Raw genomic sequence first — 13,647 nt, forward strand, 5'->3', positions numbered from 1 at the left:
TTACGCCGGTGAGGCCGGTTACGCCGGTGAGGCCGGTTACGCCGGTGAGGCCGGTTACGCCGGTGAGGCCGGTGATCAAGAGGTTTGGGTCAAGCTGAAGATCAAAGATGACCCAAACCTCTTGATCACCGGGGCGGGCTGGGGGTAACGGACGGGCGCGGGGGCACGGGCGGGCTCGGGCGCGGGGGCACGGACGCGCGCGGGAGCACGGGGCCGGGGCGCGCGGGGGTGGGTGCGGGGTTCAGTGGTTGGGGGGGATCACGCGGAGGTGGCCTCGGCGGCCGGTGGGGGGGTTCTGGTTCTGGGGGTGGGGGGTCTGGTCGTCCTGGGGTGGGCGGGGGGCGACCGGGCGGGCCGCCTCGCGGACGGCCTCAGCCAGGGCGACCAGGTCGTCGGTGGTGGGCGGCGGGGGCTCGAACTCGCCCTCGTGCCGCACGACGTCCCAGCCCCGGGGGGCGGTCAGGCTCCGGGCGTGCTGCTCACACAGGTCGTACGTGTGCGGCTCGGCGAATGCCGCCAACGGCCCCACGACCGCGGTCGACTCGTTGTAGACATAGGTCAATGTGGCGACCGCTTGCCGGGGGCAGCCGTTACGGGAGCAGCGCCGTGGTGACCTCACGTGCGGCAGGGTATCCCCATTACCGGGTCCGGCGCACCGGTTCGCTTTGCGACACGCCCATCACGGTGATCACAATTCGCACCTGGTGCTCCCGCCGCGCCTGTCGACGCGCGCCGTGGTGGGCCGGGCGGGGCTGCGGGCTACCCTTTGCCTCATGACGAGTCCGGAACACCGCCGCCCCGGCGCCGGCCGGCGCAACCACCGTGACCGGCACGGGCGTGGCCTGCGCGGGCGGCTGGTGCCGGCGACCGTGCCGCTGGCCCGGACCAAGGCCGAGGTCTTCGACGACCTGGTGCTGGACACGGTGGAGACGCTGGAGCGCCGGTTCGCCACCGAGCTGGCCGGGGTCGAGTTCGCCGTCGAGGACGTCCCGCCTGACCTGAACGTCTACGACTCCGACGTGCTGGAGGACGGCGAGGTGCCGCTGGCCCGGCTGCTGCCCGGCCGGCCGGGTCGACAGGAGGTGCCACCCCGGATCGTGCTCTACCGGCGGCCGTTGGAGTTCCGCGCGATGGACCGCGAGGACCTCGCCGACCTGGTCCATGACGTGATCATCGAACAGGTGGCGAACCTGCTCGGGGTCGACCCGGACGAACTGGCCTGACCGCTTTCCGACCTCTGGCCGTCGGCTCCACCCCACCGGACCCGGCACCGGGCCATCTCACGTGGCCCGGTGCGCCGCCCGGTAGCCGACCGCCCCCGCGGTCGGGCCGCCGCACCGCCCTGACGTCGGTCACCCCCGTGACCCGTCGGGCGTGAGCCGGGCGGCCCCCACCGCCCCGGCTCGGCCCCTCAGCTCAGGCGGCCCGCCGCTTGAGCTTTCGCCGCTCCCGCTCGGAGAGCCCGCCCCAGATCCCGAACCGCTCGTCGTGCCCGAGAGCGTATTCGAGGCATTCCGTCTTGACCTCGCACCGCGAACAGATCCGTTTCGCCTCGCGGGTCGAGCCGCCCTTCTCGGGGAAGAACGCTTCCGGGTCGGTCTGCGAGCACAGTGCCCGCTCCTGCCACTCCGGCGCGTTTCCGAGCAGGTCGGCCACCTCAAGCTGGCCGTCCATCAGATGCCTCCTTGTCGCGCACCGACGTCACCGCCGCTGCAACCCCCCACGCGAAAGGCGTGCTTGTCCGTCCGGTCCCTATTTGTTGCGTTCCGCGCGAACAACCCCATCGAAATTACACGCGTGTAATGCGTGCGCCGTCAAGCCGGACTTGATAATGGAGTCGCCCTCCCGACACGCCACCGGACGGTCACCCGGACCATCCGGCCCTCGCAACCTGCCCTATCGATTCAGCCCCCGGGCGAGTAACGCCCCCTCCGGCGAGTTGCCCCAGATTTCTGCTGTGGCGTCGCCGCCCCGGCGGCCGCCGGAGCACGTCGACGGGCACGTTGGACGGCCGACCCGCCAAGATCATGAGCATGGTGGGGGACAGGGTAACGCGGTTGGCTCCGGACCGCCCGCCGAGCCGGGAATGCCGACAGCGCCCCGTCCACAATGTGGACGGGGCGCTCGGGTGGACGAACTGTCGCGGGACTCAGGCCGACCGTGGTGGGCTGCTCGGCCAGACGAATTCGGCAATCGCCCCACCGGTGACGGAGATCGTCCCGGCGGACGTCTCCTCGTCCCACCAGACGGTATACAGGCCCGCTGCCAAATCCGGGTAGACGGCACTGTGGAACACCCCGTCGCGGACGATCCGCTCCCGCACCGCCGAGTGCGTACGCACCACGGCGTCCTGGTCGACCCGGCTGATCTCGATCTCCCGGCCGTGCAGGTCACGTCCGGTGTAGATGATCAGTGCGCCGGTCTCGCCGCCGATGTCGAGCATCACCGTACCGCTCTCCGTCGGCCCGTACTGATGGTGATGGTGATGGTGGTGGTGTCCGCTCACGCCGCTCTCCGTCCGGTCAGGAGTTCGCCGCGGCCGGGTTGTTGAACCCGTCGTACGGCGTGCCGAGGAAGGGGAAGTCCCGCAGGAACGGCGCGGTCACGTCGGCCGCGCTCAACCCGGGGGTCACCGCGCCGGCCGCCGCGTCCGGCTTGAACTTCTTGTCGACCAGCGGCACGGTCACCCCGGCCACCGCCCGCAGCGCGATGCTCACCACGTCGTCGACCACCCGGCGACCGTTGGGGAAGCCGGCCAGGTCGCCCCCGAGCAGACCGAACTGGTTCGGCTTGCTGCTCGGCTTGATCGCGGTGTTCAGCCGCAGCATGTCGGCCTGCACCTCGCCGGTGAGGTTGGTGAAGCCGTCGATCAGCCCGGACGGGATCCCGGTGAGCAGGATGGCGAGCAGGTCGGCCCGGGGCTTCTTGGACTTGTTCAGCGCGTCCAGGTTGGGGAAGACACCCGGGTAGAGCACCGGCAGCAGCGCCGCCAGCTCCGGTTGCTCGACGAACCGGGCGAACCGCTTGTCCTCGGTCGGCGGCAGGGTGTTCCACAGGTCCTTCTTGGACATCGGCACGATGACCTCGTTGAACAGCGGGTTGCCCAACCGGGACACCTGGGTCCACGGGCCGACGGCGGAGTCCGCGGCGACCCTGTCGCCGAGCACCCGCACCTGCTGGCGGGAGGCGGTCGTCCACACCCCGATGGTCGAGGCCCGGTCGCCCGCGCCGTACCGGTTGGCCTTGCGGCGCACCTTGCTCAACGGCACCTGCACCGCGATGCTGTGCACGTTCATCCGGTCCACCGCGTTGACCGGCTCGCCCTCGGTCTTGAACAGCTTCTTGCCGGCCACGTGCAACTGCTGGAACGGCCGCAGCGTACCCAGGTCGAAGATCGCGCCCAGGTCGACGAAGAAGCCGTCCGCGCGCTGCCCGGCGAACACCTTCTCCCCCGTCGACAGCTTGAACGTCGCCTGCCGGACCAGGTCGTTGTACTTCGGGATGGACAGCGGCCCGACGTTGCACGGCGGGCAGGGCAGCTTGTGCGCGAGCACGTGCTCCCTGCCGTCGGTGATCCGGGTCAGCCGGTAGAACTGCCGCCGGTTCCAGTTCTTGCTGTCCAGCGACTCGATCGGCCCGGTGTTGTAGAGAAAACTGTTCTGGTTCGTGATCTCGGTACGGAATTCGAACCGGTAGGTCACGTCGGGGTGGCCGTCACCGTCGTTGTCGATATGGATCTCGTACCGCACGTCGTCGCCGAACTCGAAGAAGTTCGGGCCGCTCGCGGGGAGCTGCAACGGCACGTAGTTGGCGATCAGCGTCACCGAGTCGGGCCGGTCGGGGCTGACGAAGGCGTAGAGGTCGGAGCTGTCGGCGACCGGGTCCTTGCTTATTTCCGGCGCTTCGCGGTGGGACGACATGGCGGACCAGCCTTTGCGGAATCATGAGGAATCAGGGCATGACGAACCGGGCGCCGAGAGCCTGCGCCTGGCGGTGAAGGGGAAGCGACGCGGACGGGTCCACCCGCCCGGCGGTGACGGCAGCTCAGCGCCGCCCGGTGCCGATCGGTGGCTCAGCGCCGCCCGGTGCGGATGGACGGCTCGGCACCACCCGTCGCGGGCGGTGGCCGACGCCGCCTGGTGGCAGCGGGCGGGTCAGCTCCGACCGGCGGCACGGCGCAGCCGGTCCGCCAGCCCCCGGTCGCGCACCTCGATCCGAGACGTGCCGACGAAGACGTCCAACGTCCCGGAGTTGGCGTCGCGCAGGTGGACCACGATCGGCCCCTCCGCGCTCGTGGTCGACGGGGAGTTCTGCGCCACCGACACGCCGGTCACCGTCAGGGCAGCCGCGCCCAGCGTGGCGCTCGCCGCCGCGGTCAGTGTCTGGCGGCGGGTCAGTCGCGGCCAGGAACGCTTCCGCACTTCGCTCGTCATGGGGAACCTTTCCTCCGGCGGCGCGTGAGCGCCCGCGGTGTGGAGCGCGAGGTCGCCGGCGGCGGCCCTCGCCTCAACCGCCACCGGCGAACACTGGTACGGCCCGCACGCGCGAAAGGTTCGATGTCATCGCGACGGATGACCGTACGCGGTCGTCCGCTTGCGCGCCGGCCGTCCGGCGGCGGCGGCGATCGCCCGCAACTGCTCCTCGGTACGCGCCGATCCGTTGCCCGAACCCGCCATCCGGGAGATGGTCTCCTCCATCAGGGTGCCGCCCAGGTCGTTGCAACCGCCCCGGAGCATCGCCACGGTGCCCTCGTCGCCGAGCTTCACCCAGGAACACTGGATGTTGTCGATCCGGCCGTGCAGCAGCAGCCGGGCCATCGCGTGCACCACCCGGTTCTCCCGCCAGGTCGGGCCGGGCCGGGCGATGCCGGCCAGGTAGATCGGCGCGTTGGTGTGCACGAACGGCAGGGCCACGAACTCGGTGAACCCGCCGGTGCGGTCCTGCACCCCGGCCAGCACCCGGAAGTGGGCCAGCCACTGCCCGGGGTGGTCGACGTGCCCGTACATCATCGTGGAGCTGGACCGGATGCCCAGCTCGTGGGCGGTGGAGACCACCTCGACCCAGGCGGCGGCCGGTAGTTTGCCCTTGGTGAGCACCCAGCGCACGTCGTCGTCGAGGATCTCGGCGGCGGTGCCGGGGATGGTGTCCAGGCCGGCTTCACGCAGCATCGACAGCCAGTCCCGCACCGGCACGCCCGCCTTGGCGGCGGCGGTGACGATCTCCATCGGGGAGAACGCGTGCACGTGCATCCCGGGCACCCGGGCCTTGATCGCCCGGACGATGTCGGCGTAACCGGTCACCGGCAGCTGCGGGTCGATGCCGCCCTGGAGGCAGACCTCGCCGGCGCCGGCCGCCCACGCCTCCTCGGCCCGGTCGGCCACCTGCTCCACCGACAGCCGGAACGCGTCGGCGTCCCGCTCCCGCTGGGCGAACGCGCAGAACCGGCAGCCCACGTAGCAGACGTTGCTGAAGTTGATGTTGCGATTGACCACGTAGGTCACGTCGTCGCCGACGGTGTCCCGCCGCACGTCGTCGGCGAGCCGGCACAGCTCCTCCAGGGCCGGGCCGTCCGCGCCGAACAGCGCCAGCGCCGCCCCGGCGTGCCGGGGCTCCAGCAGCGCCGCCGGATCGTCGGCCGCCAGCCGCAGCCCCGCCCGCAGGTCGCCGTCGGCGCCCGGCACCGGCCCGCCCGACGCGGCGGGGCTCACCTTGCCGGCGACCTCCGCCCAGTCGCCGTAGACGCTGTCGAAGTCGCCCCGCCGGTCGTCGGTGCGGCCGGTCGTGTCGATGGTGGCGTGCAGGTCGACCCGACCGCCGCCGAAGACCTCCTCCGGCTCCTGCCAGGGGCGGCCCACCGGGCGGGCCGCCTCGACGGCCAGCCCGGTCGCCGGGTCGGCGAGCGCCGTGACGTGCGGCAGCAGCCGGGGGTCGAGCCAGGGGTCGCCCGCCCGGACGTACTCCGGGTAGACCGTCAGCCGCTCGCGCAGGGTGAAGCCGGACTTCTCGGTCTGCCGGGCCAGCTCGTCGAGCTGCGGCCACGGCCGTTCCGGGTTGACGTGGTCGGGGGTGAGCGGGGACACCCCGCCCCAGTCGTCGATGCCGGCCCGCAGCAGCAGGTCGTACTCGTCCTCGATCAGGTTGGGCGGGGCCTGGATCCGGGCCTTCGGGCCGAGCAGCAGCCGGGCCACCGCCACGGTGGCCGCCAGGTCGTGCAGCTCGGCGTCGGGCAGGCCGCCCATCGCCGTGTCCGGCTTGGCGCGGAAGTTCTGCACGATCACCTCCTGGAGGTGGCCGTACTCCCGGTGCGACCGGCGGATCGCGAAGATCGCGTCGACCCGTTCAGCCGGGGTCTCGCCGATGCCGATCAGGATGCCGGTGGTGAACGGCACCCCGACCCGGCCGGCGTCGTCGAGGACCCGCAGCCGGACCGCCGGCTCCTTGTCCGGGGAGCCGAAGTGCGGGCCGCCCGGCTCCGACCAGAGCCGGGTGGCGGTGGTCTCCAGCATCATCCCCATGCTCGGCGCGACCGGCTTGAGCCGTTGCAGCTCCGACCAGGAGAGCACCCCCGGGTTGAGGTGCGGCAGCAGGCCGGTCTCCTCCAGCACCGCCACCGCGCAGGCCCGCAGGTAGTCCACTGTGGAGTCGTAGCCCCGCTCGTCGAGCCAGGAGCGGGCCGCCGGCCAGCGCTCCTCAGGCCGGTCACCCAGGGTGAACAGGGCTTCCTTGCAGCCAAGCGCCGCGCCCTGCCGGGCGATCGACAGCACCTCGTCGGTCTCCAGGAAGGCCGCCGGCAACCGGTGCGGCACGGTGGCGAAGGTGCAGTAGTGGCACCGGTCCCGGCAGAGCCGGGTCAACGGGATGAAGACCTTCTTCGAGTACGTCACCACGCCCGGTCGGCCGGCGTCGCGCAGCCCGGCGTCCCGGACCTCCCCGGCGATCCGGAGCAGCTCGTCCAGTTCGCCGCCCCGGGCGGCCAGCAGCGCGGCGGCCTCGTCGACGTCGAGGGCACGCCCGGTGGCGGCCCGGCGCAGCGCCCGGCGCACGGTCGCCGCGGTCGGGCCGGGGTCGGTGGGGTCAACCATCTGCCCAGCCTAGGCGCTGACCTGGACGGTCCGGCAGGTACGCGACCCGGGTGTGACATCATCCCCGGCCCGGCACCGGCGACCCGGGCCTCCGCCACGGCCCGGCCGGGGCCCGGCACCACCACCACGGCCCGGCCGGGGCCCGGCACCACCACCACGGCCCGGCCGGGGTCCGGCACCACCACCACGGCCCGGCCGGTCGCGCCGCAGCGTCGACCGGCCGGGCCGTGGTGGGCTCAGTGCGGGGTGTTCGGGTCGTCGCGCCGGAAGGGCTGGGTGCGGTCGGCCTCCGCGTCCCCCGTGCCGGTGGTCGGCTCGCCCGGCTGACGCGGGATCGCCTGGGTCGGGTCGGCCGACGGGGGCTGCCCGAACGGCGGGGCGCTGTGCGGCCCACCGGCCGGCGGCGCGGACTGCGGAGCACCGAACGGCGGGGCCGGCTGCGGCGGGACACCGCCCGTCGACCCGGACTGCGGGGCACCGAACGGGGGTGCGGACTGCGGGGCACCGAACGGGGGTGCGGACTGCGGGGCACCGAACGGCGGGGCGAAGCCGGGCTGGCCGTACTGCCCGGCACCGGGCTGGCCCGGGGTGGGGTAGCCGGCACCCGGGTAGCCGCCCTGCTGCGGCCAGCCCGGCTGCGGCTGACCGTAGACACCGGGCTGGAGCTGCGGCTTCGGCACGTGGTAGAGGGTGCGCCAGATCCGGAACACCACGTACGCCGCCAGCCCGAAGATCGCCAGCCAGGCCGCCCGGGTCAGCATGCCGAGCAGGGCGTCCAGCACCTCCGCCTCGGCCAGCCGGCCGACCAGCCAGATCAGGAAGGTCAACACGCCGAACAGCGCGGCGAAGGCATACTCGCCGAGGGCGAGCTGGGTGAACTGCTTCGCCCGGCCGGACACCGGCGAAAGGTGGGTGACCAGCAGCACGGCCAGCAGCGGCAGCACCGTCGACTCGACACCGACGAAGGCGAAGAACTCGCTCCCCGCCCGCCCCGAGAAGGTGCTGTAGTCCGACGTCGGCACGAGCAGCCGGACGAAGGCGACGAAGAGCAGCACGGCGTTCGCGCCGAGCAGGACGAGCGCGGCGAGTTCGCGCAGGGGTGCGGTGATCTGGCGGGCCTGCGACGCGTCGTGCGACGCGGGCTCGGCGGGGCTGGTCACGAACTCTCCCTCGGGGCGAAACGGACAGATGCCGACGTGAGCCTAGTCTCTCGGGCCACCCACCGGCGGTACGCCTCCCGTACGGGAGGATGGGGGACATGCACATCGTGGTTCTGACCGGCGGGATCGGGGGTGCCCGATTCCTGCTCGGCGTCCGGGCGTACGCCCGCGAGGTGGGTGCCGAGGTGACCGCCGTGGTCAACGTCGGCGACGACCTCTACCTGCACGGCCTCAAGGTCTGCCCCGATCTGGACAGCGTCCTGTACACCCTGGGCGGGGGCGCCGACCCGGAACGCGGGTGGGGGCGGGCCGGCGAGAGCTGGACGATCCGGCAGGAGCTGGCCGCGTACGGGGCCGAGCCGGGCTGGTTCAACCTCGGTGACAAGGACGTCGCCACCCACCTGGTGCGTACCACCATGATCACGGCCGGTTATCCGCTGTCGCAGGTCACCGAGGCGCTGGCCGCCCGCTGGCAGCCCGGCGTACGGCTGCTGCCGGCGACCGACGACCGGCTGGAGACGCACGCGGTGGTCGACCTGGACGGCGACCGGCGGGCCATCCACTTCCAGGAGTGGTGGATCCGGTACCGGGCGGGCGTGCCCACCGACCGGTTCGTCTTCGTCGGCGCGGACAGCGCCAAACCTGCCCCCGGGGTGACCGAGGCGCTCGCCGCCGCCGACGTGGTGCTGGTCGCGCCGAGCAACCCGGTGGTGAGCATCGCCCCGGTGCTGGCGGTGCCCGGGCTGCGCGACGCGGTGGCCACCGGCCCGGCCCCGGTCGTCGGGGTGTCGCCGATCATCGGCGGCGCACCGGTACGCGGGATGGCCGACCGCTGCCTGGAGGTGCTCGACGTGGAGTGCAGCGCGGCCGGGGTGGGCCGGCTCTACGGCGGGCGCAGTGCGGGCGGCCTGCTCGACGGCTGGCTGGTCGCCCCGGAGGACGACGGCGTGACGGTGCCCGGGGTGACGGTCCGGGCGGTCCCGCTGCGGATGACCGACGAGGCGGCGACGACGGCGATGGTGCGGGCCGCGATGGAGCTGGTGTGAGACTGGAGATCCTGCCGGTGCCGGGCATCGGCGACGTGACCGAGGGCGACGACCTGGCGGTGCTGATCGGCACGGCCGCGCCGTGGCTGCGGGACGGCGACGTGCTGGTGGTGACCAGCAAGATCGTGTCGAAGGCGGAGGGCCGGCTGGTGGACGTGCCGGCCGACGGGCCGGAGCGGCTCGCCGCGAGGGACGAGGTGCTGGCCGCCGAGACCGCCCGGGTGGTGGCCACCCGGGGGCAGACCCGGATCGTGCAGACCCACCACGGCTTCGTGATGGCCTCCGCCGGGATCGACGCGTCCAACGTCGACAAGACCCGGCTGGTGCTGCTCCCGGTGGACCCGGACGCGTCGGCCCGGTCGCTGCGCGCCGCGCTGCGGGACCGCTACCGGATCGACGTCGCGGTGATCATCAGCGACACGATGGGTCGGCCGTGGCGCAACGGGCTGACCGACGTGGCGCTCGGAGTCGCCGGGATGCCCGCCATCCGGGACCACCGGGGCGAGGTCGACCCGTACGGCAACGAGCTGCAGCTGACCCAGATGGCGGTGGTCGACGAGCTGGCCGGCGCGGGTGAGCTGATCAAGGGCAAGTGCGACCAGGTGCCGGTCGCGGTGGTCCGTGGCTACCTGCCGGCGACGTCACCACCGACCGACGGTGGCCCGGCCCACCCGCCGACCGAGGGCAGCGGCCGGGACGACCTGCCGGCGGTCCGGCTGGTCGACGACGGGGTCGGGGCCGCCGCCCTGGTGCGGGAGAGCGCGCTGGACCTGTTCTCGCTCGGCACCGCCGAGGCGACGGCGGCCGGGCTGCGGGCCGCCGCGACACTCGCCGACGGCCCCGGCGCGGCACCGGTCGACCCGGCCGCCGTCGACCGGGCCATCGCCGCGGTGGCCGGGGTGGTCGCCCCCGGCACCAGCTTCACCCCGGTCACCGACGACGAGGTACGCGCCGGTCTGGCGGCCACCGTCGACGGCTGGCCGGCCGGGGCGACCGGCCTGGTGCTCGGCGCGGCACCCACCCCCGTCGACCAGCCCGACCTGGTGCGTTTCGGCGCCGACCTGCACCGGCTGCGGATCGCGCTGGCCGCCGAGGGGATCGGATCCGCGCTGCTGCCACCGCCGACGGGCAGCATCGCCAGCGCCTGCCTGGCCCTCTGAGTCAACCGGTCATGGTGCCGGGGCGGCGGCTTCCGCGAGCTGGACACCGCCACATCCGTGACGTTGCGCCGCCCGCCGGCAAAGGCGTCAGGCGTCAGGCGTCAGGCGTCAGGCGTCGAGCATGGCCCGGCCGAGCGGGGTCAGGGTGTGCAGCACCGTGTTGCGGTCGCGGCGACTGACCAGCAGCCCGGCGTTGCGCAGCACCGCGGTGTGCTGACTGGCGGCGGCGGCCGAGATGTGCAGCCGGCGGGCCACCTCCCCGGTGGTCGCGCCGTCGTCGCTCACCTCGAGGACCGCCGCCCGGGTCCGGCCGAGCAACGCGGCCAGCGCCTCCCGGCCACCGTCACCCGCCGGCCGACCACCCGCGCCGGCGGGCGGGTCCAGCCCGCCGAGCCGGTCCGCCGGATAGACCAGCACCGGCGGCAGCGCCGGGTCGAGCAGGGCGACCGGGGTACGCGCGCAGAAGAACGACGGCACCAGCAGCAGCCCCCGTCCGTCCAGGTGCAACTCCCGACGGTTCGGATAGTCCACGACCTGTAGTACGCCGGAGTCCCAGCGCATTCCCGGCCGCAGGCTCGCCAGCAGCCCCTCGGTGCCGCCGTCGAGCAGGGCACGGGCGCGTACCGCGCGGTCGGCCTCCACCGCGGCCCGGATCCGCCCCCAGTACGGATCGATCGCCACCGACCGGTACTGCGTCATCGCCTCCGTCAGGTGCCGGAGCACCTCCGGCTCACCCCGGGCCAGCGCGGCGGCCGACGACGGCAGCGGGTTCGTGCCGGACAACAGGGTCAGGTCCCGGCGCAGCAGCTCGGTCGGGGTGGACCGGACGGCGTCCAGCCCCGCCTCGAAACCGTCGAGGCTCTCGTAGGGGGTGAGGAAGTCGGGAAAGTAGCCGCGTGGCGGGTTCAGCGCGAACAGCAGCCGGAACTGGTCGGCGGCGGTCTCCCGGCGCAGCCCGGCGGCGACCCCCCGGCGCCAGCCGGCCATCAGCGGATCGCGGGTCCGGCCCTGGAGCAGGTGCAGGCTCAGGACCAGCTCCCAGACCGGGTCGGCGGCGGGCGCGACCCGGGTCCGGAGGAGGTCCTGCTGCGAGAAGTGGATGGTCAGCATGGGGCACTCCCGGGGCGGGGCTGGGGGACTCCCGCCGACCCACTGCACTGTACCGGGCGGCACTTATCTCCACTTTTAAGTGTGGAGTGAAAGACCTCGACGCAAGTTCCACCGATTGACATGCTCCTAGTGCCCGGACGACACCTGGGGTCACCCCCGCCGCCGCCCGGGTTGCCTGGGGTCCGCAGGACGTGGCACCCGGGAGGCACCACGAGGGTCTGCGGCCCTGGTTCCGCAGAGGTGTCACCCGGGTCCACCACCCGTCCGCGCGAGGGCGGCTCGGTTCAGCCGATCCAGAGCGCCACCCGATGGTCCTCGTCGGTGACGTAGAAACGGCGTCCGTCCACCTCGGCCACCCCTTCGACGTGCCGGAACGGCGTCAGGTCGGCCACCAGCTCCCCCGCGATCCGCCCGTCGTCGGTCGGCTCCCACCGGAACCGGACGTGCCGCGAGGTCACCTCCCCACCGGCCGGATGGTCGTCCAGCAGCACCGATCCCTTGCCGAGGGCGTCGATCGACCCGACCACCGCCGCGTACCCGCCGTCGGCGGTCGGGGTGACCGCGCGGAAGCCCACCAGTGCGCCGGGCGGCGTCACCCCGGTCAACGCGTACGTCCGGTCGGCGCGGGGCCACCCCGCGCCCCGGGTGAACATCTCCGGCACCCCGGCCAGCTCGACCAGGACCGGTTCCCCGTCCACGGTCACCGGGAAGCGGAGCCCGAGCAGCACCGTCCCCTGCGGGGTGAACGCCGCCGCCTCCACGTTCAGCGGCAGGTCGTCCTCGGCCAGCCGGCGTACCCAGGACTTGGCCCGCGCCGTGCCCCGGGAGACCGTCTCGCCGATGAACCGCTGCCGGACCCGGTCGCCCGGCGGCAACGGGGTGAACGCCGCCTTCGCCAGCGCGTCGTTGATCGCCCGGTGCACCCGGAACCGGTTGCGGACCACCTGCACCGGCAGTGTCCCGGTGGCCGCGTCGTCCTCCCGGAAGCGGGCCACGAAGGCGCGGCGGGGGCGCAGCGGACCGGCCTTGGATCCGAAGTGCGATCCGAAGACGTACACCCAGCCGTCGTGCTCGGCCAGGGCCTCACCGTCCTCGGTCCGGCCGTTCTCGACCCCGGCGTCCGCCACCACGTGATGGGCGACCCACTCGCCGTCGGCGCGCTCCAGCAGCAGGGCCAGGCACTGCTCCACCGGCCCCTCGTCGAGCACGGTCCAGAAACCGCGGACGGCGTCGTACGCCCGCAACAGCGACCGGGACCGGACCGGCAGAAGGTCACTGGCCTCGTTGCCGGCCACCACGAACTCCAGAAGTCTCAGGCTCACCGCGCCAGGGTACGGAGCGCACGCTCGTAGAGTGGCGGGATGCCCGACGCCTCGTCCGCCACCCGCCTCCCCACCGCCGAGCCCGCCGGCACTCCCGAGCCGGCCGCCCCCACCAGCACCGCCGGACCGGTGGAGGGGGCGGCCGGGCCGGGGCCGGGCGACGGGAACGCGGCGCTGTACGCCGACGCGGTGGCGGTGCTGACCGGCTGGACGCCGACCGGGTCGGCCGCCGCCGAGGCCCGGGACCGCACCCTCGCCCTGCTCGCCGACGGCCCGGCCGCGTTGACCCGTCACCACCTGCCGGGCCACCTCACCGCGAGCGCCCTGGTCCTCGACGCCGCCGGTACCCGGGTCCTGCTCTGCCTGCATGGCAAGCTGCACCGCTGGGTGCAGCTCGGCGGGCACTGCGAACCGGGTGACCACACGCTGGCCGGGGCGGCGCTGCGCGAGGCCACCGAGGAGTCCGGCATCGAGGGGCTGGTCATCGACCCCGTACCGATCGACGTGGACATCCATCCGGTGGCCTGCCAGGGCGGCTCGCTGCACCACGACGTCCGGTTCGCGGTCTTCGCCCCACCGGGGGCGGTCCCGCAGGTCAGCGACGAGTCCGAGGCGCTGGGCTGGTTCCCCGCCGACCGGCTGCCGGAGCCGCTGGCCGGCGGGACCGTCCAACTCGTCGTCCCGGCCCTGGCGGCCCATGCCCGCCACACCGCCGGCCACCCACCCCGCTGAGCCGGGCGTCCGCCACGGCGGTACCGGCCGGGGCG

General features: G+C 73.5%; 13 protein-coding genes. 4 read left to right on the forward strand and 9 right to left on the reverse strand.

All coding sequences use genetic code 11. The features are described 5' to 3' along the window. Positions 1-241: 241 nt before the first annotated feature. Positions 242-619, reverse strand: coding sequence for a DUF3499 domain-containing protein (locus GA0070623_RS13450; protein ID WP_089004038.1), 378 nt, complete (start codon positions 617-619; stop codon positions 242-244). Between the two features lie 154 nt (positions 620-773). Here GA0070623_RS13450 and GA0070623_RS13455 point away from each other — a divergent pair, with 154 nt between their 5' ends. Next, entirely contained in the window at positions 774-1,223 is a 450-nt protein-coding gene (locus GA0070623_RS13455) for a metallopeptidase family protein (protein ID WP_067315158.1), read from the forward strand. A 193-nt stretch (positions 1,224-1,416) separates the two neighbouring features. On the opposite strand, the gene GA0070623_RS13460 is transcribed toward GA0070623_RS13455, so the two are convergent. From GA0070623_RS13460 to GA0070623_RS13485, 6 genes are all read right to left on the reverse strand, one after another. Then, entirely contained in the window at positions 1,417-1,674 is a 258-nt protein-coding gene (locus GA0070623_RS13460; RefSeq protein WP_007455784.1) for a WhiB family transcriptional regulator, read from the reverse strand. 475 nt (positions 1,675-2,149) lie between these two features. Continuing rightward, positions 2,150-2,443: a phospholipase gene (locus GA0070623_RS13465; protein WP_067315156.1), complete on the reverse strand. Its 294-nt coding sequence runs from the start codon at positions 2,441-2,443 to the stop codon at positions 2,150-2,152. A gap of 79 nt (positions 2,444-2,522) precedes the next feature. Further along, on the reverse strand, positions 2,523-3,920 hold the full coding sequence (locus GA0070623_RS13470; RefSeq protein ID WP_067315154.1) for a DUF4331 domain-containing protein: 1,398 nt from the start codon (positions 3,918-3,920) through the stop codon (positions 2,523-2,525). Between the two features lie 234 nt (positions 3,921-4,154). Then, the gene (locus GA0070623_RS13475; RefSeq protein ID WP_067315160.1) at positions 4,155-4,433 is read right to left on the reverse strand and encodes a hypothetical protein; all 279 of its coding nucleotides are present in this window, start codon (positions 4,431-4,433) and stop codon (positions 4,155-4,157) included. A 126-nt stretch (positions 4,434-4,559) separates the two neighbouring features. Further along, complete coding sequence (locus GA0070623_RS13480) at positions 4,560-7,082, reverse strand: bifunctional FO biosynthesis protein CofGH (RefSeq protein WP_067315152.1); 2,523 nt, start codon at positions 7,080-7,082, stop codon at positions 4,560-4,562. A gap of 236 nt (positions 7,083-7,318) precedes the next feature. Next, on the reverse strand, positions 7,319-8,242 hold the full coding sequence (locus GA0070623_RS13485) for a hypothetical protein (protein ID WP_067314080.1): 924 nt from the start codon (positions 8,240-8,242) through the stop codon (positions 7,319-7,321). Positions 8,243-8,340: 98 nt separating this feature from the next. On the opposite strand from GA0070623_RS13485, the gene cofD reads away from it, so the two are divergent. Next, positions 8,341-9,288 (forward strand): 2-phospho-L-lactate transferase, encoded by a 948-nt coding sequence (cofD, locus tag GA0070623_RS13490; protein ID WP_067314082.1) that lies wholly within the window; start codon positions 8,341-8,343, stop codon positions 9,286-9,288. Then, the gene (locus GA0070623_RS13495) at positions 9,285-10,448 is read left to right on the forward strand and encodes a coenzyme F420-0:L-glutamate ligase (protein WP_067314084.1); all 1,164 of its coding nucleotides are present in this window, start codon (positions 9,285-9,287) and stop codon (positions 10,446-10,448) included. Before cofD ends, GA0070623_RS13495 begins: the two co-directional genes overlap by 4 nt. 108 nt (positions 10,449-10,556) lie before the next feature. On the opposite strand, the gene GA0070623_RS13500 is transcribed toward GA0070623_RS13495, so the two are convergent. After that, positions 10,557-11,558 (reverse strand): ArsR/SmtB family transcription factor, encoded by a 1,002-nt coding sequence (locus GA0070623_RS13500; RefSeq protein WP_067314086.1) that lies wholly within the window; start codon positions 11,556-11,558, stop codon positions 10,557-10,559. Positions 11,559-11,842: 284 nt separating this feature from the next. Then, positions 11,843-12,880: a hypothetical protein gene (locus GA0070623_RS13505; RefSeq protein ID WP_067314088.1), complete on the reverse strand. Its 1,038-nt coding sequence runs from the start codon at positions 12,878-12,880 to the stop codon at positions 11,843-11,845. A gap of 129 nt (positions 12,881-13,009) precedes the next feature. Here GA0070623_RS13505 and GA0070623_RS13510 point away from each other — a divergent pair, with 129 nt between their 5' ends. Then, the gene (locus GA0070623_RS13510) at positions 13,010-13,612 is read left to right on the forward strand and encodes an NUDIX hydrolase (RefSeq protein WP_067314097.1); all 603 of its coding nucleotides are present in this window, start codon (positions 13,010-13,012) and stop codon (positions 13,610-13,612) included. Positions 13,613-13,647 lie beyond the last annotated feature (35 nt).

It is taken from the genome of Micromonospora rifamycinica (assembly GCF_900090265.1).
Taxonomy (GTDB): domain Bacteria; phylum Actinomycetota; class Actinomycetes; order Mycobacteriales; family Micromonosporaceae; genus Micromonospora; species Micromonospora rifamycinica.

What these genes read in the sequence shown, in the direction of transcription:
- GA0070623_RS13500 (WP_067314086.1), bottom strand. Translation starts at nt 11,558, where the DNA reads ATGCTGACCATCCACTTCTCGCAGCAGGACCTCCTCCGGACCCGGGTC.
- GA0070623_RS13470 (WP_067315154.1), bottom strand. Translation starts at nt 3,920, where the DNA reads ATGTCGTCCCACCGCGAAGCGCCGGAAATAAGCAAGGACCCGGTCGCC.
- cofD (WP_067314082.1), top strand. Translation starts at nt 8,341, where the DNA reads ATGCACATCGTGGTTCTGACCGGCGGGATCGGGGGTGCCCGATTCCTG.
- GA0070623_RS13475 (WP_067315160.1), bottom strand. Translation starts at nt 4,433, where the DNA reads ATGACGAGCGAAGTGCGGAAGCGTTCCTGGCCGCGACTGACCCGCCGC.
- GA0070623_RS13465 (WP_067315156.1), bottom strand. Translation starts at nt 2,443, where the DNA reads ATGCTCGACATCGGCGGCGAGACCGGCGCACTGATCATCTACACCGGA.
- GA0070623_RS13460 (WP_007455784.1), bottom strand. Translation starts at nt 1,674, where the DNA reads ATGGACGGCCAGCTTGAGGTGGCCGACCTGCTCGGAAACGCGCCGGAG.
- GA0070623_RS13480 (WP_067315152.1), bottom strand. Translation starts at nt 7,082, where the DNA reads ATGGTTGACCCCACCGACCCCGGCCCGACCGCGGCGACCGTGCGCCGG.
- GA0070623_RS13455 (WP_067315158.1), top strand. Translation starts at nt 774, where the DNA reads ATGACGAGTCCGGAACACCGCCGCCCCGGCGCCGGCCGGCGCAACCAC.